Raw genomic sequence first — 22,127 nt, forward strand, 5'->3', positions numbered from 1 at the left:
ACATTTTGAGGGTGGAGACACCCTCCCTTAATTTAAGGTATCCATCATGAATGTTCGCGCTGCTGCTGCTAACGTCCTATTTCAAGTGGTCGATAAAGGCCAATCTCTTTCACACGCACTACCTGCTGCTCAAAAGACCATCAGACCAAGAGACCACGCACTGTTGCAAGAAATTTGCTACGGCGCACTAAGGTACTTACCTCGCTTAGAGTCTATTGCTAATGAGCTAATGGAAAATCCGTTGAAAGGGAAAAAGCGTGTCTTCCACCACTTAATTTTGGTCGGTATTTACCAGCTAAGTTTCATGCGTATACCTGCGCACGCAGCGGTTGCGGAAACCGTTGAAGGCACCAAGACGTTAAAAGGCCCAAGCCTGCGCGGTCTGATCAATGCCGTTTTACGTAGTTACCTACGTGATCAAGAAGAGCTAGATGAGAAAGCGGTTAGCCACAACGCGGGCAAATATGGCCACCCTAACTGGCTGCTGAATATGTTGCGCGAAAGCTACCCTGATAGCTGGGAACAACTGATCGAAGCAAATAACAGCAAAGCGCCAATGTGGCTGCGCGTCAATCGCCAGCACCACACTCGCGATGAATACCTTGAGCTGTTGAAAGATGAAAACATTGAATTCAGTATTCACCCTGAAGCGGCTGATGCCATAAAATTGGCCTCACCTTGCGATGTAACGCTTCTACCAGGCTTCGACCGAGGTTGGGTATCGGTACAAGACGCAGCAGCTCAGCTGTCAGTGAATTATCTGCAGCCACAAAATGGCGAGCTGATTCTAGACTGTTGCGCTGCGCCGGGCGGAAAAACTGCGCACATTCTTGAGCACACTGAAGATACTGAAGTGGTTGCGATTGATTGTGATGCCAAACGTCTTGACCGCGTCTATGACAACTTAGAGCGTCTGCAATTACGTGCCGATGTGATTTGTGGCGATGCTCGCTACCCTCAAGAGTGGTGGACAGGTGAGAAGTTTGACCGCATTCTGCTTGATGCGCCATGTTCAGCGACTGGTGTTATCCGTCGCCACCCTGATATTAAGTGGCTACGTCGAGCAAACGACATCGATGCTTTGGCTGAGCTGCAAAGTGAAATTATGGATGCGATGTGGGGACAGTTAAAAGTGGGTGGCACTATGGTTTACGCCACTTGCTCAATCACTCCACAAGAAAACGTTCTACAAGTAAAAGCTTTCCTTGAACGTACAGACAATGCGACCTTGGTTGGCTCTGATATCAACAATCCTGGTCGTCAGATCCTGCCTGGCGAAGAGGATATGGATGGCTTCTACTACGCAGTATTAATCAAAAACGCGTAAACAGTTAGGCGGTGACAATAGTCGCCGCCTTTTCAGTAGTTAAACGAGAGAAATGTATGAAAATCATCATTCTTGGTGCGGGTCAGGTTGGCGGCACACTGGCAGAAAACCTCGTCGGTGAAAACAATGACATCACCATCGTAGACAGAAACAGCGATCGCCTACGCGAGCTGCAAGATAAATACGATTTACGAGTTGTGAATGGCTATGCGAGCCATCCTGATGTGCTACGTGAAGCTGGCGCTCAAGATGCCGATATGTTGGTTGCAGTCACCAACATGGATGAAACCAACATGGCAGCCTGTCAGGTGGCCTTTTCTCTGTTTAACACTCCAAACCGAATTGCTCGTATTCGTTCTCCGCAATATTTATCGGAGAAAGAAGCACTATTCCAATCGGGTGCGGTACCCGTTGACCACCTCATTGCACCTGAAGAGCTAGTGACTAGCTATATCGAACGCTTAATCCAATATCCTGGCGCACTTCAGGTGGTTAGTTTTGCCGAACAAAAAGTTAGCCTTGTGGCGGTAAAAGCGTATTACGGTGGTCCACTAGTGGGTAATGCCCTATCAGCACTGCGTGAGCACATGCCGCACATTGATACTCGTGTTGCTGCGATCTTCCGTCAAGGCCGCCCAATTCGCCCGCAAGGCACGACCATCATTGAAGCCGATGATGAGGTGTTCTTTGTTGCGGCAAGTAACCACATTCGCTCGGTAATGAGTGAACTGCAGCGCCTAGAAAAACCGTATCGCCGTATCATGATTGTCGGTGGTGGTAACATTGGCGCCAGCTTGGCTCGCCGACTAGAGCAGTCATATAGCGTTAAGCTGATTGAACGCAGTTACCAACGCGCTGAAAAACTCTCTGAAGAGTTAGAAAACACTATCGTCTTCTGTGGTGACGCTGCCGACCAAGAGCTGCTTGCCGAAGAGAACATTGACCAAGTCGATGTGTTTATCGCCCTAACCAACGAAGATGAAACCAACATTATGTCCGCCATGCTCGCTAAGCGCATGGGCGCAAAGAAAGTGATGGTGTTGATTCAACGTGGCGCTTACGTTGACCTTGTTCAAGGTGGCGTCATTGATGTCGCAATCTCTCCGCAACAAGCGACTATTTCTGCGCTACTCACGCACGTTCGTCGTGCCGATATTGTTAACGTATCTTCGCTGCGTCGTGGCGCGGCCGAAGCGAGCGAAGCGATTGCCCATGGCGATGAAACCACCTCCAAAGTAGTCGGTCGCGCGATTGGCGATATCAAGTTGCCACCGGGCACTACCATTGGTGCGATTGTTCGTGGTGAAGAAGTTCTAATCGCCCATGACCGCACAGTTATCGAACAAGATGATCACGTGGTGATGTTCCTCGTCGACAAGAAATACGTGCCAGACGTCGAAGCGCTATTCCAACCGAGTCCATTCTTCCTGTAAGGCTCCGTTATGGTCAACTTCCGTCCCGTACTGTTCGTTATCGGGCTAGTGTTATCCAAGCTAGCCCTATTTATGTACGTTCCAACTTTGGTCGCCTTTATCACAGGTACCTCCGGTTTCTTAGAGTTCGGCCAAGCCGTGGTGATCACCCATATTGCCGCCTTTGCCTGTTTAACTATCGGACGCACCCGAGCCTTTAAGCTCAGTGTGCGAGATATGTTTCTAATCACTAGCTTGGTTTGGACCATTGCCAGTGCCTTTGCCGCACTGCCGTTTGTCTTTATCAATCACATTAGTTTCACCGATGCTTACTTTGAAACCATGTCGGGCATCACCACCACGGGTTCCACGGTACTGAGCGGGCTAGATAATATGGCGCCAAGCATCTTACTGTGGCGCAGCATCTTGCAATGGCTTGGTGGTATCGGCTTTATTGTAATGGCGGTAGCGGTACTGCCCATGCTCAATGTCGGTGGTATGAAACTGTTCCACACCGAGTCCTCCGACTGGTCAGATAAAAGCAGTCCAAGAGCCAAAACCGTCGCGAAAAACATCGTTGCGGTGTATCTGGTACTGACAGGCTTGTGCTTACTGGCTTACCTTGCCTCCGGCATGACCTTGTTTGAAGCGATCAACCACTCTTTCACCACCTTATCCACCGGAGGCTACTCTACCTCTGATGGGTCGATGAACCACTTCTCCAACTCCGCTCATTGGGTAGCAACGGTGTTTATGTTCTTAGGTGGGTTACCGTTCTTGTTGTTTGTTGCGGCATTACGTAAGCGCCGTCTAGACCACTTGTTCAAAGATGCACAGGTGCGTGGCTTTACTTACCTATTTCTTATCAGCAGCCTGATTATCTCTTCTTGGTTGGTGATTAGAGATGGCTACGCAGTATCAGACGCGCTGCGAGTTTCAATGTTCAACATTGTCTCAGTGGTAACCACAACGGGTTTTGGCTTAGAGGATTTTACCGCTTGGGGTGCACTGCCAACGACCTTGTTTGCTTTCCTAATGATGGCTGGCGCTTGCTCAGGCTCAACGTCTGGTGGGATTAAAGTATTCCGTTTTCAGATCGCAATAACGCTACTCAACAAACAGATGATGAAGCTCATTCACCCATCAGGAGTTTTTGTTCAACGTTACAACCAGCGCCCGGTGAATGATGATATCGTCCGTTCAGTGGTCGCGTTTGGCTTAACCTTCTTTATAACCATCATTGCCATTGCTGGCGGTTTAAGTGCTATGGGCCTTGACCCAATCACCAGTATTTCTGGTTCCATTACCGCGGTGGCTAACGTGGGTCCAGGTATGGGCAGCGTGATTGGCCCGACAGGAAACTTCGCTCCACTACCGGATGGCGCGAAATGGCTACTGAGTTTAGGTATGCTGATGGGACGCCTTGAAATTTTGACTCTGCTGGTGCTGTTCTTCCCAGCATTTTGGCGACGTTAAGGATTAAGAATGAAAAAACTTATTGTGCTTGGTGGCCTAATCGCAAGCTCTCAACTTATGGCTGCACAACAACTCACGCTAGAGGATGGGCGACAGGTTCAGCTCAACGACGACTTTACTTGGCACTATGTCACAGCGCCGACGGCCAGTGAGGCTCAAGTGGATAACACCACGGCAATACCCGTGGTTGCTGGCATCCCAGTGATCCAAAATCAGACAGGGATTTTGATAAGTCTAGATAGTGATAAACCGACCATGCAGCTGTCAGACTCAGGAGTGGATATTCTATTAGCGGCCGCTAGCTACCAAGATGGTCAATTGGTGATTCCTACCTCTTTAACCAATCAAAGCCGACAAGCCGTGATTACAGTCGAGCTTGAGGTGGAAGTGTTGGATAGTTCTGGGGCAGTACTTAGCAAACAAAACACTAAGGTGTGGTCTTCAATCAAGCGTATGGCTGATACCTATCTAAGACCAGAGCAAATCGCCGCAGGTAAGCCGATAAAAGTGGATGTAGAGTCCGCTTCTCAGTATCAAATCAAAGCCAAAGTAATCAACATCGAAACGCGTTAGACCGGTTGGACATATAGGTAAATCGCGAAGAAGTGACAAGCGCATCCTGCCAAAACAAAACCATGCCAAATGGCGTGATTGTATGGGATGCGTTTCGCCACGTAGAAAATCACCCCTAACGAATAAATCACGCCACCAGCGGCTAGCAGCGTTAACCCCTCAATCGACAAGTTCATCGCCAACTGATAAATCACAATCAGCGAGAGCCAGCCCATCGTCAGGTAGGTCACCAGAGACAACTTTTTAAAGCGATAGACAAACGCCAGCTTCATGATGATGCCAAATAAGGCAATGCCCCAGATCACCGCCATCAGACCTATCGCTAAAGGCGTTCGCAGAGTCACCAATAAAAACGGCGTGTAGCTACCAGCAATAAGCAGATAAATTGCGCAATGATCAAAGGTTTTAAGCGCACGTTTGGCGCGCGGATTAGCAATCGCATGATAGAGCGTTGAAGCCAAGAACAGTAAGATCATACTGCCGCCATAAATACTCATACTGGCGAACGTCATCGCGTCCGCATTGTGCTGCGACGCTTTGATCAGTAAAAGCACCAAACCAACAATACTCAGCAGCATGCCCAAAGCATGAGTTAACGTGTTAGCGAACTCTTCTTTTGCACTGTATTCAACAGGAGGATGTACAGACATGCGTGCGTAACTCTTGAGTAAAATTGGAATAATTACTCAAGAGTATTACATATTAAGCTTACACTTGTAAGCTGAAAAGTTTTAAATTTCTGTTAAGAATGGCTATCGAGATACTCTAACACCAACTTGCCCGCTTCATCGGCAGAGGTATGTAACGGCAGAGCCAATTGCCTTTTTAATTGACCGACTCCGAGTAGGCTTGCCAACATCCCTTTTGCCCCTTCGCGGTGGCGATCGATTTCGAACCACAGCTGCAGCTCATCATCATTGCGGTAAGCCACCACTTCTAGTTCACGCCAACGACCGTGGAACGGCCCTGTGGTTGGGACAAACTCGAACTCCTGCACAAATGGCATCGCAAAACCATCGACCTCTTCACACTCGACCTGACGAATACGTAAACCTTGTTCTTCCAAAGCGGTGAAAATACCGTCAAGCAGCGGATCGGGACGGACAGTTAGGATGTCTTTATCGGTTGGGTCCTTAGCCATCGCAATATCAAGTCCAGTTTCTAGCCATACCTTAGAGTCACCGATCGTCACTGGCGTATTCCATGGCACATCGAGCTCGACTTCAAAATCACGAGTCTCGCCTGGATTAATCGTGAAAGCATACGGCAGTGACCATTCAGCCAGAACATAGCTAGCTGGCACGCGGCGCATTCTCCCGGCAGTATGTTTGCTCTTATCGTGATCAGCCGGAACCTCTTTGATGTAACGACAGTTGAGTTTCAAATCAATATTATCGATCTCTTGCGCGGTCGACCCACCATAGACATGAATAGTAATGTTGACCTTTTGTCCCGGTAACAACACTTCTTGCTGCAACACCGAATCGACATTCGCCGACCCAATACCAAAACTTGCCAGGGTCTTCTTAAATAACGACATAACTACCTCCTGGGCTCTATAGAGATTCAATTACTTTCATACTAATCTTGTTTAGCGTCTCACTACTACTACCTGCTTCACATAATTGTAGTGAACGAAAATGATTAGATATCGATCAATCCAACTGATAATGCTAATCTATTTATTGATATGCGTGCATATCAATACTCCTGATTAATTAATTGGATTGGCACTAGCCAAACGAGCCAAACTTCAGCAATGAATCTATGCTCATAGTTAATTAGGCCATTACATTGGCAATGGATATGCCTGACAGTTAGGTATCTTAGATGCGCCCGACAACCGTCAGGTTTTCGCACACTAACCGTAGTGCGATGCGCCGCCGCAGTGGCTTCGTGGCTGCTCCAGTGGCAAAGAAAACAGCTCCTGCAATGACCTTAGTTGAACAGACTGCCGTATTAGCACCTGCTCCAGCAAAAGTTGTTAAAGCAGCCTAGTTAAAAAGCGCAGTTTGACTGCGCTTTTTTCTTACCTTCATTTCTGCAATTTGTTACCTTTAGCCTTAAATCATTATAAGTATTGTGGAGAAAGCCTGTGAAGTGTCACCGTATTGAGGAGCTACTTGAGCTATTGGAGCCAGAGTGGCAGAAAGATCAAGAACTTAACCTACTTGAGATGATCGTTAAGTTAGCGCAGGAAGCGGGTTATGAAGGTAAGCTTGAAGATCTCACTGATGATGTGCTGATCTACCACCTTAAAATGCGTAACAGTGCCAAAGATGAAATGATTCCAGGTCTCAAAAAAGACCAAGAAGATGACTTTAAAACAGCAATCCTTAGAGCTCGCGGCATCATCAGCTAAAAAAATACCAGACATAAAAAGCGGCAACGGCCGCTTTTTTTATACCTATTTGCCCTTCAATTTGCGAACTGTTAGGCGATTTATTTCTATAACTGTACTGACCTTTGTTGTTAAAGGTTGATAACCTTAAAGAAATAAAAATGTTATTGCGTATATAATCGCCGTCCATAAGAATTTACTAAAATAGCAATGTCTGCAGAGTGTGAAACGTATAAATCACACCATAGAGCCTAAGAAGGAAGCACAATGAGTCAGGACAAAATCGATATTAAAGATGTGACTCCGAAAACCTTTAATCCCAAAACCCACAAAACCAAAGGCGATAGGTTTAATCCGAGCAATCGTATTTACGTTCGCGAAAGTAAAGGCACATTCCAGCAATTGCGTCGTTATGGCGGCTGGTTCCTACTGCTGTTTTTTGCCCTGATTCCATGGATACCTTATGGCGAACGTCAGGCAATCTTACTCGACATTGGCAATCAGCAATTTAACTTTTTTAGCACCACCCTTTATCCGCAAGACCTAACCTTACTTGCGTTGCTGTTTGTGATTGCGGCGTTTGCGCTGTTTTTCATTACCACCTTTTTAGGTCGCGTTTGGTGTGGTTATCTATGCCCGCAAACCGTTTGGACCTTTATGTACATTTGGTTCGAAGAAAAGCTCGAGGGCAGTGCCAATAAACGCCGTAAGCAAGACTCCGGTAAGCTAACCGCTAACTTAGCGATGCGCAAAACCGCTAAACATGTCGCTTGGTGGGCCATTGCCCTTGCAACGGGTTTTACCTTCACCGGTTACTTTGTTCCTATCCAAGATCTCGTTGTGGGCTTCTTTACCTTTGACGCTGAGTTTTGGCCTGTTTTCTGGGTACTATTTTTCGCTGGCTGTACCTACGCTAATGCTGGTTGGATGCGTTCAATTATGTGTATCCACATGTGCCCTTACGCACGCTTCCAATCGGCGATGTTTGATAAAGATACCTTCATCGTCGGCTATGACAGCAAGCGGGGTGAAACTCGAGGCCCTCGCTCACGTAAGGCCGATCACAAAGCACTTGGCTTAGGTGACTGTATCGATTGTGACTTATGTGTGCAGGTTTGCCCAACCGGGATTGATATTCGTGATGGCCTACAATACGAGTGTATTAACTGTGGCGCTTGTATCGATGCTTGTGACAAAACTATGGATCGCATGGGTTACGACAAAGGCTTGATCAGCTACACCACCGAACATCGCCTATCAGGCAAACATACCAAAGTCGCTCGACCTAAACTGCTTGGCTATGGCGCCGTTCTACTGGTGATGATTGGCCTATTCTTCGTTCAGGTTGCGAGTGTCGATCCAGCTGGGCTAAGCGTGCTACGCGATCGTAACCAGCTATTTAGAGTCAATGGCTCTGGCGAGATAGAAAACACTTATACGCTGAAAGTCATCAATAAAACGCAACAAGAGCAAGAGTACGCCCTAAGCGTTGAAGGTTTAGGTGATGTTTCATGGTACGGTAAACAGACCATACAAGTTGAACCGGGTGAAGTGCTTAGCCTGCCAATGAGCCTAGGTGTTAACCCTGACAATCTCAGCTCTCCTGTTTCAACGATTCAGTTTATACTGTCCGATAGCGAAGACTTCACTATTTCTGTAGAAAGCCGCTTTATTAAAAAGCTTTAGACTTTCTCACTACCCAAATGGAAAGAGGCTCAGCAATGAGCCTCTTTTATTTTATGACACAGCAAGCATTCAATTTTGATGCGCTTACGCCAGATTTTATGTGGTATGCCCTAGAGAGCATCGGCATCCGCGCAGAGTCTGGTTTTCTCGCGTTAAACAGCTACGAAAACCGCGTCTATCAATTTACTGATGAAGAGCGTCAGCGCTATGTGGTGAAGTTTTATCGTCCAGAACGCTGGAGCCAAGAGCAGATTCAAGAAGAGCATGACTTTACTCTTGAACTGATCGAGTCAGAGATTCCCGTCGCACCACCAGTCAGACTCAATGGCCAAACTCTGCACCAATATCAAGGTTATCTGTTTGCCCTATTTGAAAGTGTCGGTGGACGCCAATTTGAAGTCGATAATTTAGAACAACTTGAAGGCGTCGGTCGATTCCTAGGCCGTATCCATAAGGTCGGTTCGAAAGCGCCATTTAAGCATCGCCCCACTCTTGGTTTAGAGGAATACTTATACCAACCGCGTAAGCTACTCGAGAACTCTGAGTTTATTCCTATGCATCTAGAAAATGCATTTTTTAATGACCTCGATCTGCTGATCAAATCGTTAGAAAATCGTTGGGATGATTCTGCGACCATTATCCGCCTACACGGCGACTGCCACCCCGGCAATATTTTATGGCGTGATGGGCCAATGTTTGTCGATCTAGATGACTCCCGCAATGGTCCCGCGATTCAAGATTTATGGATGTTACTCAGTGGCGATCGCGCCGAGAAATTGATGCAACTCGACATCGTTTTGGAGGCGTACCAAGAGTTTAATGATTTTAATAGCAACGAATTGAAACTAATTGAGCCATTGCGCGGTCTACGTATGGTGCACTATATGGCATGGTTAGCAAAAAGATGGCAAGATCCTGCATTTCCTATCGCTTTTCCATGGTTTAATGATCCAAAATACTGGGAAAGTCAGGTACTTGCTTTTAAAGAGCAAATTTCTGCATTGGATGAACCCCCACTTTCACTCATGCCGCAGTGGTAAGTAAAATGACAACATGGAGTCAAAAATGAAAAAGCTGTTCGCACTCGTTGCCACATTGATGCTGAGCTTGACAGCTCACGCTGCACAGTTCAGTCAAGGTGAGCACTACAAAGTTCTGGATTTAGAAGCATCGAAAAAACCAACGGTCACAGAGTTTTTCTCTTTCTACTGTCCGCACTGTAATACCTTTGAACCTATTATTCAGCAGCTTAAAGCTCAGTTACCAGCAGACGCTAAGTTCCAAAAGAACCACGTTTCTTTCATGGGCGGTAGCATGGGTGAATCAATGAGCAAAGCTTACGCGACCATGGTTGCGCTAAAAATTGAAGATAAGATGACCCCAGTGATGTTTAACCGCATCCACAACATGCGTAAAGCACCGAAGAATGATGAAGAACTGCGTCAAATCTTCTTAGATGAAGGCGTTGATGCGAAAAAGTTTGATGCTGCATTCAAGGGCTTCGCAGTTGATTCAATGGTTCGTCGCTTTGATAAACAGTTCAAAGATAGCGGCCTTTCAGGCGTTCCAGCGGTAGTGGTTAACAACAAATACCTTGTTGATGCACAATCAATCAAAACGCTAGATGAATACTTCGCACTGGTTAACTACCTACTGACACTGAAGTAACCACCACCAACAATTATCAAAAAAGGGAGCTAAGGCTCCCTTTTTTATTGTCACTTTATCGATGAAGAGGGCTGGTGCAACTCTTTAAGTAACTGATCTTTTTCTTGCCATACATCCCCCAGCCACTGCTGGAACTGCCGTTTATAGGGTTTGTCATTGAAGTAGTCACCGCGAACTTGCTCATCCACCGGCAGCACTCTAGTACGAACGACAATTTTGCTCATCCGCCCCATCAACACATCTTTAAATGGCTTATCGGTATTTTCTGGGTAGGCTAGTGTGACATCAATGATACTGTCAAACTGATCACCCATTGCCGACAAAGTGTAAGCAATCCCGCCAGTTTTAGGTTGCAGTAAATATTCATAACCCGCTCGGCTTTTGCGCTGTTTCTGCTTAGTGAAACGTGTCCCCTCAACGTAGTTCACCACGGTTGTTGGGGTATGTTTAAACTTGGCACATGAGCGACGAGTGGTGGCTAAATCTTGGCCACGTTTTTCAGGATGGCGAATCAAATACTCACGAGAATAACGACGCATAAACGGCATATCTAGTGCCCAGCAAGCCAGACCAATAAATGGTACGTACAATAGCTGCTGTTTAAGGAAGAATTTAGGCATTGGGATACGATCTTTAAACACACTGCACAGCACGACGATATCCGTCCAGCTTAAGTGGTTGCTGATCATCAAATACCAACCCTCTTGTTTAAGCTCTTCTCCCCCTTCAACATCCCATTCGACTCGGTTAGAGACATTCAAAATCAATGAGTTAATCGTCGCCCATAACCACATTATTTTATTGGCTAATTGGGTCCCTTTGGCCTTAAGGGCTGCGCTAGGTAACAGCACTTTTAACACCGCTACCAGACATATAGCTAAGGAGCAAAGTGCAGAATTGAGGATAACCAGAGTTGCATTCAGAACAAGAATTAGATGTGCCAACATATCGCTTAATAGTGAGATTTGAACAAAATTTATAAAGAATTATTTATGAATAATAAAACAGCGTGTAATTATACAAGCCAGTGGGAAGTTTAAAACCAATCTGCGCATGGTCAGAGTAGTTAGCTTAAACTTCAACAAATTCTAGTCAAAAGGTTTACTTCATGGAGCACCGATAATGACAACCATCAAACCTATCGTCCTAGCCCTTGCGGTTATTTCCACTCCCGCACTCGCTCAACTTTCTAAGCATGCTGGGCTCAGTGGCGAGCTTTCACTTAGCAGCGGTTATACCTCTTCAACATCCAATTTTAATACCGATGCTAATGCAGAACTGGCTGATAATACCCAAGCAGGACAAAGAGAAGATGGAGTTCTCGTCTTCCCACTGGGCAATCTCGCCTATACCTTTGGCCAACAACTCGATAAACAGGTTTACGTTGGTACCTCGCGAGAAGATATTGCGGTAGGTACCTTAGCGCTTGAGCTTGGCTATAAGCAACAACTCGCCAATGGAACAGTGATAGACGCCTCTTTCCTACCGACCATTATGTCTGGAGATACTTGGGCGAACCCATTTGAAGAAGGTGTCCAACGCAGTGAAACCGATGAGACCGGCACCGCTTACCGCCTCAAGTTTAGCAATATTGCGCAATCTGGCTTTAGCCTCGATACCGCTTATGCAGACAAAGAAATTAAAGATGAACGCTCAGGCCAGTTCGATACCAGCATCAACAGTGACTTACTAAGACGCGATGCCAGCTCTATTTACGTCAAAGGGGGGTTCCGACTCCCTCTTAGTCGTACCACATTTATCATCCCGTCACTGACCTACATCCAAACCGATGCAGACGGTGATGCATACTCGAACACCTCAGTCGGTGGTGAGCTATCACTGTTTAAGCTTATCAACCGACATCAATTGGTCCTAACGGCTAGTTACACTAACCGCAGCTACGATGCCTCTCATCCTATTTACAATACAACTCGTTCTGATGATGAAATCAGCTTGTTTGCCGCTTATGAATACAAACAATTTATGGGCTGGCAAAATTTGTCGTTGGTCTCCTTTGCCGGTATTGGACAAACCGACTCAAATATCGAATTCTACGACGAAGATCAGATGATTGTGTCACTCGGTGTTAACTACCAATTCTAACGCGCTCGCCCGCAAGTCATCGCGACTTGCGGGGCTTTGTTATACCGCCTGAGCCGTCAATTCTCTTAGCAATCTATCCATCGCTCGATAGCCAAGCGCTTCAGCCAGATGGGAACGTGCAATATGCTCGACACCTTCTAGATCGGCAATCGTGCGAGCGACCTTAATAATGCGGTGATAAGCTCGAATCGACAGACCAAGCCGATGCAGCGCACTCTCTAAGAACTGCGCATCTTGCTTAGCTAACGGGCAATAACGCTCAATTTCTCGGCTGCCAAGCAATGCATTGACCTTACTTGAACGCGACAACATTGTCTCACGGGCAATATAGACTCGTTCACGTACCACTGATGTTGGTTCTCCTCTATCGCCACCCTCCGCTAACGTCCCTTTTGGTAATGCTGGAATTTCCAGTGACATATCAAAGCGATCGAGCAGTGGTCCTGAAAGGCGACTTAGGTAACGTAAGATAGTTTGCGGATTCACTCTTGATTGATTGCCTTCGTAGTAGCCCGTTGGACTTGGGTTCAATGCTCCCACCAACTGAAAGCGCGCCGGAAAACGGGTTTTTCCTTGCGCCCGCGAAATGATGATCTCTCCTGACTCTAACGGCTCACGCAGAGAATCCAGCACTTTGCGTTCAAACTCAGGCATCTCATCTAAAAACAACAAACCATTATGAGCCAATGAAATTTCACCAGGACGAGGAATCGAGCCACCTCCAACCAGCGCTGCCATGGAGCTAGAATGATGAGGAGCGCGAAACGGCCGCTGCTTCCAGTTATGAATATTGATCTCTTGCTGAGTCAATGACGCTACCGACGCGGTCTCCATTGCTTCATCACTGGTCATTTCCGGTAATAAATCACACAACCGAGAAGCCAGCATGGTTTTTCCAGTCCCGGGCGGGCCTAAAAACAGCAGATTGTGATTACCTGCGGCAGCAATTTCTAACGCGCGTTTACCTTGCTGCTGGCCAATAATATCTTGCAAGTCTCTTTGCAATTCTCGCTTAGCGCTTAACGAAGAGGTTTGATGCAACGCCAAGGCTTGCTGACCACACAAATCGGCACACACTTCGAGTAAACTCTGCGCCGACTTATGCGTTTCTGCTCCGACTAATGCCGCTTGATCGCCATTATGATGAGGGACAACCAACCTTCGCTGAGCCTTATTCGCCGCCAATGCCGCTGGTAACACACCTTTCACACTGCGCAGTTCACCGGATAGAGCCAGTTCACCAACAAACTCAATATTAGCAACCGCTTGTAGCGGGATTTGCTCGGATGCGGCCAAAATTCCTAGGGCAATAGGCAAATCAAACCGCCCACCTTCTTTGGGCAAATCCGCCGGAGCAAGATTGACGGTAATCCTCTTGGCAGGAAACTCAAAACGAGTGTTAATAATCGCGCTTCGCACTCTATCTCGGGACTCTTTGACTGTTGTCTCTGGTAAGCCAACCAAGGCAAAGCCTGGCATCCCGTTACTAATATGGACTTCAACCGTCACCGCAGGTGCTTCAACCCCGACACAGGCTCGGCTATGGATAACGGCTAGGCCCATAAGATAACCACCTGACTATTGTTGTTCATTTATACCCCTGATAGTTCGTTCATTTTTTTATCAAGGTTGTTATATAGCTTGGCTAGATGCTGAAAGAATGTGAAAAAAGAATGAGTTTTTGCTTGTCATTTAACGGAATTGTATGTTACCACTAGTGACGCAAACATTTTCGTGCCTAACTAGGCACACATATAACTAAAGACATAAAGATGAACTTCAACGCCCGCTTCAACGCACTGATTGCCCTGATTATCGTGGTCATTATTGACACCACGCGGGGTCTAGTGGGCGAAAGATAGCCACAGAATAGAAAAAACCCCCGCACTGAAAAGTCCGGGGGTTTTTTACAATTTATACGCCGTAAATTTAGGTTTATAACGAATTATAAAGCTCATAAAACGAGCTGCAGGAAGAATGGGAGTGCACATGATGTGCAATGCAACACAACAACAAATGACAGACCACCAGGAGGTTTACGATGACAGGTGCTGAGTTAGTCGTAGCCGCTTTGGCACAGCAGGGGATAAAAACGGTATTTGGTTACCCAGGCGGGGCAATCATGCCAATCTATGATGCTCTATACGATGGCGGAGTTGAACATATCCTCTGTCGTCATGAGCAAGGCGCTGCAATGGCCGCTATCGGTATGGCCCGCGCCACGCAAGATGTCGCAGTATGTCTCGCAACATCAGGTCCAGGAGCAACTAACCTCGTCACAGGTCTAGCAGATGCCTTTATGGACTCGATCCCTCTTGTTGCGATTACAGGTCAGGTCGCAAGTTCTCATATTGGTACTGACGCATTCCAGGAAATGGATGTGATCGGTATGTCTCTTTCGTGTACTAAGCACAGCTACCTAGTTACTGACATCAATGAACTTGCGCCAACCTTAGCCGAAGCCTTTGAAGTCGCTAAAGATGGTCGCCCTGGCCCTGTCATTGTTGATATCGCCAAAGATGTCCAGCTTGGCCAAGCTCCGGTAAAGACCTTACCTGACTTTACGCCACCGAAAGCGCCTGTCGCCAATGCAGACGACGTTACTAAAGCTCAACAACTGTTATCGCAAAGCTCTCGTCCGGTTTTATACGTTGGCGGTGGTGTACAACTTGGCCACGCCACTGACTCCGTTCGCGAATTCCTGCGCTTAAATCCAATGCCATCAGTAAGCACATTGAAAGGTCTGGGCACCATTGAGCGTCACGACCCGCACTACCTTGGTATGCTAGGTATGCACGGCACCAAAGCGGCTAACCTAGTGGTACAAGAGTGTGACTTACTGATTGCAGTGGGCGCGCGTTTTGATGACCGAGTAACAGGCAAGCTCGATACTTTTGCGCCTAACGCCAAGGTTATTCACATCGATATCGACGCCGCAGAGCTGCACAAACTACGCACCGCTAATGCCGCTGTTCGCGCAGAAATCCCAGCTGTTCTTCCTCAGCTAGAGTTAACTCACGACATCACGCCTTGGGTTAAACACAGTGAAAGCCTACGTAGCGGATTCAAATGGCGCTACGACCACCCAGGCGATCTGATCTACGCACCGGGGTTACTAAAGCAGCTTTCCGATCTGATGCCAGATAGCTCAATCATCTCAACCGATGTCGGCCAGCACCAAATGTGGGCAGCGCAACATATTCAGCCGCGCGATCCACAAAACTTCATCACATCAGCGGGCCTCGGCACGATGGGTTTTGGTCTTCCTGCTGCAATGGGCGCTGCCGTCGCTCGTCCCGATGATCAATCTATACTTATTACTGGGGATGGCTCATTTATGATGAACATCCAAGAGCTTGGCACGCTAAAACGTCGCCAGATCCCGGTAAAAATGGTGTTACTGAACAATCAACGCCTCGGCATGGTTCGTCAGTGGCAATCGTTGTTCTTCGATGGCCGCCACAGTGAGACCATCCTAGATGACAACCCTGACTTTGTAATGCTAGCTAAAGCCTTTGATATTCCTGGTAAAACCATCACGAAGAAAGAAGAAGTTGAGCCAGCACTAAAAGAAATGCTAGAAAGTAAGACGTCTTATCTTCTTCATGTTCTAATCGATGAAGAAGAAAACGTCTGGCCACTTGTACCACCAGGTGCTTCAAACAATGAAATGCTGGAGAACACATAACATGGAAAGATACCTAATCGACATCAAAGCAGACGATAAACCTGTCCTGTTAGAGCGTGTTCTTCGCGTCGTTCGCCACCGTGGCTTTATTGTTAAGCAAGTGGCGGGCACGCAAAACCACGAAAGCAAAGTCGCGAGCGTAGAGATCATCGTTGATAGCGATCGCCCAATTTCATTTCTCACCAACCAGATCGAGAAACTTTGGGATGTACGCACCGTTGAAGTAACGCAAATTGCGCGCGACGAACTACCGAATAACAACCTACAACAAAAGATTTGTGCATAAGGAAGGCAATAAATGGCTACAAAAACTGCAGATTACATTTGGTTCAATGGTGAAATGGTTCCTTGGGCAGAGGCAAATGTACACGTGTTAACTCACGCAATGCACTACGGTACTTCGGTTTTCGAAGGGGTACGCTGTTACAACACACCAAAAGGTCCAATTGTCTTCCGTCACCTAGAGCACGCAAAACGCCTTAAAGATTCAGCGAAGATTTACCGCTTCCCGATTCCTTACACGGTTGAAGAGATCATGGAAGCAACGCGCGAAACACTGCGTCAAAACAAACTAGACAGCGCATACATTCGCCCACTTGGTTTCGTTGGTAATGTTGGCCTTGGCGTTTGTCCTCCAGCAGACACAGAAATGGATCTGATCGTTGCGGCCTTCCCTTGGGGTTCATACCTAGGTGAAGAAGCGCTAGAAGCTGGCGTTAATGCGATGATCTCAAGCTGGAACCGCGCAGCACCAAACACAATTCCTACTGCTGCTAAAGCAGGTGGTAACTACCTATCTTCTCTATTGGTTGGCGGTGAAGCCCGTCGTCACGGTTACGATGAAGGTATCGCGCTAAGCGTCGATGGCTACCTATCTGAAGGTGCTGGCGAGAACATCTTTGTGATCAAAGATGGCGTGATTACCACTCCACCAGCAACCAGCGCAATCCTACCAGGTATCACTCGTGACTCTATCATGACGCTGGCACGCGATCGTGGCTACGAAGTACGTGAAGCAAACATCGCTCGTGAAGCGCTATACCTTGCAGACGAAGTATTTATGACAGGTACCGCAGCAGAAGTTGTTCCTGTTGCCACCATCGATAAGATTGAAGTGGGTACAGGCAAGCGCGGCCCAATCACCAAAGAACTGCAAGAAGCATACTTTGGCCTATTCAACGGCACCACTGAAGATAAGTGGGGCTGGTTAGATTACGTTTACCCAGAAGACGCGGCGAAATAAGGAAATAGAAGATGCCTATATATAGATCAGCAACCACCACTCATGGCCGTAATATGGCGGGTGCTCGTGCCCTTTGGCGCGCAACTGGGGTAAAAGACGAAGATTTTGGTAAGCCAATTATTGCCGTTGTTAACTCATTCACTCAATTCGTACCGGGCCACGTCCACTTAAAAGATATGGGCCAATTGGTCGCGGGTGAAATTGAAAAAGCGGGCGGTATTGCCAAAGAATTCAACACGATTGCGGTCGATGACGGTATCGCAATGGGTCACGGCGGTATGCTTTACTCACTGCCATCACGTGAACTGATCGCTGACTCTGTGGAATACATGGTCAACGCGCACTGTGCTGATGCGATGGTGTGTATCTCCAACTGTGACAAAATCACTCCGGGAATGCTAATGGCGTCAATGCGACTCAACATTCCAGTGATCTTCGTTTCTGGCGGTCCAATGGAAGCGGGTAAAACTAAGCTTTCTGACCAAATCATCAAGCTCGACCTTGTTGATGCGATGATTCAAGGCGCAGACCCGAAAGTATCAGACGAGCAGAGTGAGCAGATCGAGCGTAGCGCATGCCCAACCTGTGGTTCGTGTTCAGGTATGTTCACCGCTAACTCAATGAACTGTCTAACTGAAGCGCTGGGTCTTTCTCAGCCTGGTAACGGTTCAATGCTGGCAACACACGCAGACCGCGAACAGCTATTCATCAATGCGGGTAAACGTATCGTTGAACTGACGCGTCGATACTACGAGCAAGATGACGAGTCAGCTCTACCGCGCAACATCGCTACCTTTGACGCGTTCGAAAACGCGATGGCACTCGATATCGCCATGGGTGGTTCAACTAACACCATTCTGCACCTACTCGCAGCCGCGCAAGAAGGTGAGATTGACTTCGATATGGATGATATCGATCGCTTGTCTCGCAAAGTACCTCATCTATGTAAGGTGGCACCATCAACGCAAAAATACCATATGGAAGATGTTCACCGCGCAGGTGGTGTCATGGCTATCCTTGGTGAACTAGACCGCGCTGGCCTACTGCACAATGATGCTCGCACCGTGCTTGGTCTTTCAATGAAAGAGCAGCTAGCGAAATACGACATCATCCAAACAGAAGACGAAGACGTACTGAAATTCTTCCGCGCTGGTCCTGCGGGTATTCGTACCACCAAAGCATTCTCTCAAGATTGTCGTTGGGATCGCCTTGATGATGACCGTGCGGAAGGTTGTATCCGTACCAAGGAAAATGCCTTTAGCCAAGAAGGTGGCCTAGCGGTACTTTCAGGAAACATCGCCCTTGACGGCTGTATCGTTAAGACCGCTGGCGTTGATGAAAGCATCCATAAGTTCACTGGCCCTGCGGTAGTATTTGAAAGCCAAGAAGATGCCGTAGAAGGTATCTTAGGCGGCAAAGTAAAAGCCGGTGACGTGGTGATTATTCGCTACGAAGGTCCTAAAGGTGGCCCGGGTATGCAAGAAATGCTTTACCCAACTACCTACCTAAAATCGATGGGACTGGGTAAAGAGTGTGCACTTCTGACTGATGGTCGTTTCTCTGGTGGTACATCAGGTCTATCAATCGGTCACGCTTCTCCTGAAGCAGCAAACGGCGGCGCAATTGGTCTGGTTAAGCAAGGCGATATTATCGCGATTGATATTCCAAACCGTTCAATTTCTTTAGAAGTTTCTGAACAAGAGCTTGCTGAGCGCCGTGCGAAACAAGACGAGTTAGGCTGGAAACCAGTCGACCGTCAACGTGAAGTTTCATTTGCACTCAAAGCGTACGCAAGTATGGCGACCAGTGCTGACAAAGGTGCAGTACGAGATAAATCAAAGCTAGAGGACTAGCTTATGAGTGACTCAATACTATCAGGGCAAGAACCTCAAACTGGCGCGGATTACCTGCGCCAGATCTTACGAGCTCCAGTCTATGAAGTGGCAACGGTAACGCCACTTCAAGAGATGCCTCGCCTGTCTGCACGCATTGCTAACAATGTGCAGATCAAACGAGAAGACCGCCAGCCGGTACACTCGTTTAAACTGCGCGGCGCTTACAACATGGTTGCGAGCCTGACTGATGAGCAAAAAGCCGCAGGTGTGATTGCCGCATCCGCGGGTAACCATGCTCAAGGTATGGCGCTATCAGGCACAAAGCTCGGCATTAAGACCACTATCGTGATGCCAAAAACCACCCCAGACATCAAAGTCGAGGCGGTGCGCGGCTTTGGCGGTAACGTGGTTCTACACGGCAACAACTTTGATGAAGCGAAAGCTGAAGCAGAACGTCTATCTGCAGCACATGGTTACACCTTTGTGCCGCCATTCGATCATCCACTGGTGATTGCGGGTCAAGGTACGATTGGTATGGAGATGCTGCAACAAAATGGCCATCTCGATTATATCTTCGTTCCTGTCGGTGGCGGCGGTCTAGCTGCAGGGGTTGCAGTGCTGGTTAAACAGCTAATGCCTGAAATCAAAGTGATTGCCGTTGAGCCAGAAGATTCAGCTTGTCTAAAAGCTGCGTTGGATGCCGGTGAGCCGGTAGTGCTCGATCAAGTCAGCATGTTTGCCGATGGTGTTGCGGTTAAGCGCATTGGTGAAGAGACCTACCGTCTATGTGAAAAGTACATTGACGGTCATATCTCTGTTTCTAGTGATGAAATCTGCGCGGCAGTCAAAGACATCTTTGAAGACACGCGTGCGATCGCCGAACCTTCTGGCGCACTCGCTCTGGCTGGCCTTAAGAAGTTCGCTGAGCAGAATAAACTTGAAGGCAAGCAGCTTGGTACTGTTTTGTCAGGGGCGAACACCAACTTCCATGGTCTACGTTACGTCTCTGAGCGTTGTGAGCTGGGTGAAAAGCGTGAAGGTCTGTTGGCTGTCACCATTCCTGAGCGTCAAGGGGCATTCTTTGAGTTCTGTAACTTGATTGGCGGCCGTGCAGTGACAGAGTTTAACTATCGCTACAACGACGACAAACTCGCCAATATCTTTGTTGGTGTCCGTTTGCAAGGCGGTCAAGAAGAGTTAGACAACATCATTCATGATCTACGTGACGGCGGCTACCCTGTGGTTGACCTCTCTGATGATGAAATGGCCAAACTGCACGTGCGCTACATGATTGGTGGTAAGCCTTCTAAGCCACTTAAAGAACGCCTGTACAGCTTTGAGTTTCCAGAATACCCAGGCGCACTAGTGAAGTTCTTAAGCACGCTTGGTACTCACTGGAATATCAGCCTATTTAACTACCGTAACCACGGTGCTGACTATGGTCGTGTGCTGTGTGGCTTTGAGCTTGATGAGTCAGACTTATCTCGCTTCTCTGCCCATTTACGTGAGTTGGGCTATCAATGTAAAGATGAGACCGACAACCCGTCGTATAAGTTCTTCCTTTCATAAAGTCTAAGCCCTTAACCCACTCGGTTAAGGGCTTTTTGTTATCCCATCCCTAGACAACTTTTTACTTGCCTATACTTTGGTCAAAATGCGTGATACGCATAGATATAATGCTAAAGTTTCATTTTTGTCATAGCCAGTTTAGGTCTACACTGAACCCAGTTTTTAAATTGCTGCTCTATTTTGGAGATCACTATGTTTAACGCACTGATTCTAAACCAAGAAGAAAAACGTACTATCGCAACTATCGAACAGATCGATGAAGCACAACTGCCTGAAGGCGAAGTACTGATCGACGTTGATTACTCATCACTAAACTACAAAGACGGTTTAGCAATCACGGGTAAAGGCAAAATCATCCGCAACTTCCCTATGGTTCCTGGTATCGACCTAGCTGGCACTGTAGTGAGCTCTGAAGATGGTCGTTACCAAGCAGGTGACAAAGTGGTACTTACTGGTTGGGGCGTGGGTGAAAACCATTGGGGTGGTATGGCACAGCGCGCACGTCTAAAAGCAGATTGGCTAGTTCCACTACCAAAAGGCCTAGACAGCAAAAAAGCGATGATGGTTGGCACTGCGGGCTTCACTGGCATGCTATGTGTTCAAGCTTTACTAGATGCCGGTATCAAGCCTGAAGATGGCGAGATCCTAGTGACTGGCGCAAGTGGTGGTGTAGGCTCTGTAGCAGTAACCCTTCTTGGTCAACTAGGCTACAAAGTTGCGGCAGTAACAGGTCGCGTTGAACAAAATGGTCCACTACTAGAAAAACTTGGCGCTAGCCGCATTATCGACCGTGTTGAGTTTGAAGAACCAGCGCGCCCACTAGAAAAGCAAATCTGGGCAGGTGCCGTTGATACTGTCGGCAGCAAAGTGCTGGCGAAAGTCCTAGCGCAAATGGATTACAACAGCGCAGTCGCAGCGTGTGGTCTGGCAGGTGGTTTCGATCTACCGACTACAGTAATGCCGTTCATTCTACGTAATGTGCGTCTGCAAGGTATCGATTCAGTATCGTGCCCAACTGAAAAACGTATCGCTGCATGGGAAAAACTGGTTGAACTACTACCAGAGAGCTACTTCGAGCAAGCATGTACCGAAGTAGAGCTAGCTGACGCGCCAAAATACGCTGAAGATATCACGAACGGTCAAGTAACAGGCCGCGTAGTTATCAAGCTTTAATCGCTTAACTACACAGCGTCATTCCTAAGAGTG

General features: G+C 47.5%; 20 protein-coding genes. 16 read left to right on the forward strand and 4 right to left on the reverse strand.

The features are described 5' to 3' along the window. Positions 1 to 46: 46 nt before the first annotated feature. Genes rsmB through VIA_RS03310 form a run of 4 tightly spaced genes read left to right on the forward strand, consistent with a single transcriptional unit; the run spans position 47 to position 4,788 of the window. On the forward strand, positions 47 to 1,327 hold the full coding sequence (gene rsmB / locus VIA_RS03295) for a 16S rRNA (cytosine(967)-C(5))-methyltransferase RsmB (protein WP_004410988.1): 1,281 nt from the start codon (positions 47 to 49) through the stop codon (positions 1,325 to 1,327). A gap of 17 nt (positions 1,328 to 1,344) precedes the next feature. After that, positions 1,345 to 2,760 carry a Trk system potassium transporter TrkA gene (gene trkA / locus VIA_RS03300; protein WP_328285397.1) on the forward strand — a complete coding sequence of 472 codons (1,416 nt, stop codon included), beginning with the start codon at positions 1,345 to 1,347 and terminating at the stop codon, positions 2,758 to 2,760. 9 nt (positions 2,761 to 2,769) lie between these two features. Continuing rightward, positions 2,770 to 4,215: a TrkH family potassium uptake protein gene (locus tag VIA_RS03305; protein ID WP_004410998.1), complete on the forward strand. Its 1,446-nt coding sequence runs from the start codon at positions 2,770 to 2,772 to the stop codon at positions 4,213 to 4,215. A 9-nt stretch (positions 4,216 to 4,224) separates the two neighbouring features. Next, on the forward strand, positions 4,225 to 4,788 hold the full coding sequence (locus tag VIA_RS03310; RefSeq protein WP_004411001.1) for a DUF3157 family protein: 564 nt from the start codon (positions 4,225 to 4,227) through the stop codon (positions 4,786 to 4,788). On the opposite strand, the gene trhA is transcribed toward VIA_RS03310, so the two are convergent. Then, positions 4,785 to 5,438, reverse strand: coding sequence for a PAQR family membrane homeostasis protein TrhA (gene trhA, locus VIA_RS03315; protein WP_004411003.1), 654 nt, complete (start codon positions 5,436 to 5,438; stop codon positions 4,785 to 4,787). The genes VIA_RS03310 and trhA overlap by 4 nt on opposite strands. A gap of 92 nt (positions 5,439 to 5,530) precedes the next feature. Continuing rightward, positions 5,531 to 6,328 carry a sporulation protein gene (locus VIA_RS03320; protein WP_004411005.1) on the reverse strand — a complete coding sequence of 266 codons (798 nt, stop codon included), beginning with the start codon at positions 6,326 to 6,328 and terminating at the stop codon, positions 5,531 to 5,533. 290 nt (positions 6,329 to 6,618) lie between these two features. On the opposite strand from VIA_RS03320, the gene VIA_RS22295 reads away from it, so the two are divergent. From VIA_RS22295 to VIA_RS03340, 5 genes are all read left to right on the forward strand, one after another. After that, positions 6,619 to 6,786 carry a hypothetical protein gene (locus VIA_RS22295; RefSeq protein ID WP_004411008.1) on the forward strand — a complete coding sequence of 56 codons (168 nt, stop codon included), beginning with the start codon at positions 6,619 to 6,621 and terminating at the stop codon, positions 6,784 to 6,786. Between the two features lie 97 nt (positions 6,787 to 6,883). Beyond that, positions 6,884 to 7,150, forward strand: coding sequence for a YihD family protein (locus VIA_RS03325; protein ID WP_004411010.1), 267 nt, complete (start codon positions 6,884 to 6,886; stop codon positions 7,148 to 7,150). Between the two features lie 246 nt (positions 7,151 to 7,396). Further along, positions 7,397 to 8,815 carry a cytochrome c oxidase accessory protein CcoG gene (gene ccoG, locus VIA_RS03330; protein WP_004411013.1) on the forward strand — a complete coding sequence of 473 codons (1,419 nt, stop codon included), beginning with the start codon at positions 7,397 to 7,399 and terminating at the stop codon, positions 8,813 to 8,815. Positions 8,816 to 8,868: 53 nt separating this feature from the next. Continuing rightward, positions 8,869 to 9,855 carry a serine/threonine protein kinase gene (locus VIA_RS03335; protein ID WP_004417250.1) on the forward strand — a complete coding sequence of 329 codons (987 nt, stop codon included), beginning with the start codon at positions 8,869 to 8,871 and terminating at the stop codon, positions 9,853 to 9,855. 25 nt (positions 9,856 to 9,880) lie between these two features. Further along, positions 9,881 to 10,483, forward strand: a complete 603-nt coding sequence (locus VIA_RS03340; RefSeq protein ID WP_004411017.1) for a thiol:disulfide interchange protein DsbA/DsbL — start codon at positions 9,881 to 9,883, stop codon at positions 10,481 to 10,483. Between the two features lie 50 nt (positions 10,484 to 10,533). Here VIA_RS03340 and VIA_RS03345 read toward each other — a convergent pair whose 3' ends face one another. Continuing rightward, positions 10,534 to 11,430, reverse strand: a complete 897-nt coding sequence (locus VIA_RS03345; protein WP_038211131.1) for an acyltransferase — start codon at positions 11,428 to 11,430, stop codon at positions 10,534 to 10,536. A gap of 175 nt (positions 11,431 to 11,605) precedes the next feature. On the opposite strand from VIA_RS03345, the gene VIA_RS03350 reads away from it, so the two are divergent. Then, positions 11,606 to 12,586: a DUF2860 domain-containing protein gene (locus tag VIA_RS03350; RefSeq protein WP_004411020.1), complete on the forward strand. Its 981-nt coding sequence runs from the start codon at positions 11,606 to 11,608 to the stop codon at positions 12,584 to 12,586. 39 nt (positions 12,587 to 12,625) lie between these two features. Here the strand turns inward: VIA_RS03350 and VIA_RS03355 are convergent, their stop codons facing one another. Then, positions 12,626 to 14,149, reverse strand: a complete 1,524-nt coding sequence (locus VIA_RS03355) for a YifB family Mg chelatase-like AAA ATPase (protein WP_004411023.1) — start codon at positions 14,147 to 14,149, stop codon at positions 12,626 to 12,628. Positions 14,150 to 14,627: 478 nt separating this feature from the next. On the opposite strand from VIA_RS03355, the gene ilvG reads away from it, so the two are divergent. From ilvG to acuI, 6 genes are all read left to right on the forward strand, one after another. Then, entirely contained in the window at positions 14,628 to 16,274 is a 1,647-nt protein-coding gene (gene ilvG, locus VIA_RS03360; protein WP_004411025.1) for an acetolactate synthase 2 catalytic subunit, read from the forward strand. A gap of 1 nt (position 16,275) precedes the next feature. Beyond that, on the forward strand, positions 16,276 to 16,560 hold the full coding sequence (gene ilvM, locus VIA_RS03365; protein ID WP_004411027.1) for an acetolactate synthase 2 small subunit: 285 nt from the start codon (positions 16,276 to 16,278) through the stop codon (positions 16,558 to 16,560). 12 nt (positions 16,561 to 16,572) lie between these two features. Continuing rightward, positions 16,573 to 17,517: a branched-chain-amino-acid transaminase gene (gene ilvE / locus VIA_RS03370; protein WP_004411029.1), complete on the forward strand. Its 945-nt coding sequence runs from the start codon at positions 16,573 to 16,575 to the stop codon at positions 17,515 to 17,517. Between the two features lie 11 nt (positions 17,518 to 17,528). Continuing rightward, complete coding sequence (gene ilvD / locus VIA_RS03375) at positions 17,529 to 19,370, forward strand: dihydroxy-acid dehydratase (RefSeq protein WP_004411030.1); 1,842 nt, start codon at positions 17,529 to 17,531, stop codon at positions 19,368 to 19,370. A 3-nt stretch (positions 19,371 to 19,373) separates the two neighbouring features. Then, positions 19,374 to 20,921 (forward strand): threonine ammonia-lyase, biosynthetic, encoded by a 1,548-nt coding sequence (gene ilvA, locus VIA_RS03380; protein ID WP_004411032.1) that lies wholly within the window; start codon positions 19,374 to 19,376, stop codon positions 20,919 to 20,921. 192 nt (positions 20,922 to 21,113) lie between these two features. Continuing rightward, positions 21,114 to 22,094: an acrylyl-CoA reductase (NADPH) gene (gene acuI / locus VIA_RS03385; RefSeq protein ID WP_004411034.1), complete on the forward strand. Its 981-nt coding sequence runs from the start codon at positions 21,114 to 21,116 to the stop codon at positions 22,092 to 22,094. The last annotated feature ends 33 nt before the right edge of the window (positions 22,095 to 22,127 follow it).

It is taken from the genome of Vibrio orientalis CIP 102891 = ATCC 33934, from assembly GCF_000176235.1.
Lineage (GTDB): Bacteria > Pseudomonadota > Gammaproteobacteria > Enterobacterales > Vibrionaceae > Vibrio > Vibrio orientalis.

Bases quoted from the DNA above. Each gene is read 5' to 3' on its own strand.
- ccoG (WP_004411013.1), top strand. From the start codon at position 7,397: ATGAGTCAGGACAAAATCGATATTAAAGATGTGACTCCGAAAACCTTT.
- VIA_RS03340 (WP_004411017.1), top strand. From the start codon at position 9,881: ATGAAAAAGCTGTTCGCACTCGTTGCCACATTGATGCTGAGCTTGACA.
- VIA_RS03335 (WP_004417250.1), top strand. From the start codon at position 8,869: ATGACACAGCAAGCATTCAATTTTGATGCGCTTACGCCAGATTTTATG.
- rsmB (WP_004410988.1), top strand. From the start codon at position 47: ATGAATGTTCGCGCTGCTGCTGCTAACGTCCTATTTCAAGTGGTCGAT.
- trhA (WP_004411003.1), bottom strand. From the start codon at position 5,438: ATGTCTGTACATCCTCCTGTTGAATACAGTGCAAAAGAAGAGTTCGCT.
- VIA_RS22295 (WP_004411008.1), top strand. From the start codon at position 6,619: ATGCGCCCGACAACCGTCAGGTTTTCGCACACTAACCGTAGTGCGATG.
- ilvM (WP_004411027.1), top strand. From the start codon at position 16,276: ATGGAAAGATACCTAATCGACATCAAAGCAGACGATAAACCTGTCCTG.
- VIA_RS03345 (WP_038211131.1), bottom strand. From the start codon at position 11,430: ATGTTGGCACATCTAATTCTTGTTCTGAATGCAACTCTGGTTATCCTC.
- ilvA (WP_004411032.1), top strand. From the start codon at position 19,374: ATGAGTGACTCAATACTATCAGGGCAAGAACCTCAAACTGGCGCGGAT.
- VIA_RS03310 (WP_004411001.1), top strand. From the start codon at position 4,225: ATGAAAAAACTTATTGTGCTTGGTGGCCTAATCGCAAGCTCTCAACTT.
- VIA_RS03350 (WP_004411020.1), top strand. From the start codon at position 11,606: ATGACAACCATCAAACCTATCGTCCTAGCCCTTGCGGTTATTTCCACT.
- VIA_RS03355 (WP_004411023.1), bottom strand. From the start codon at position 14,149: ATGGGCCTAGCCGTTATCCATAGCCGAGCCTGTGTCGGGGTTGAAGCA.
- acuI (WP_004411034.1), top strand. From the start codon at position 21,114: ATGTTTAACGCACTGATTCTAAACCAAGAAGAAAAACGTACTATCGCA.
- ilvG (WP_004411025.1), top strand. From the start codon at position 14,628: ATGACAGGTGCTGAGTTAGTCGTAGCCGCTTTGGCACAGCAGGGGATA.
- ilvE (WP_004411029.1), top strand. From the start codon at position 16,573: ATGGCTACAAAAACTGCAGATTACATTTGGTTCAATGGTGAAATGGTT.
- ilvD (WP_004411030.1), top strand. From the start codon at position 17,529: ATGCCTATATATAGATCAGCAACCACCACTCATGGCCGTAATATGGCG.
- VIA_RS03305 (WP_004410998.1), top strand. From the start codon at position 2,770: ATGGTCAACTTCCGTCCCGTACTGTTCGTTATCGGGCTAGTGTTATCC.
- VIA_RS03320 (WP_004411005.1), bottom strand. From the start codon at position 6,328: ATGTCGTTATTTAAGAAGACCCTGGCAAGTTTTGGTATTGGGTCGGCG.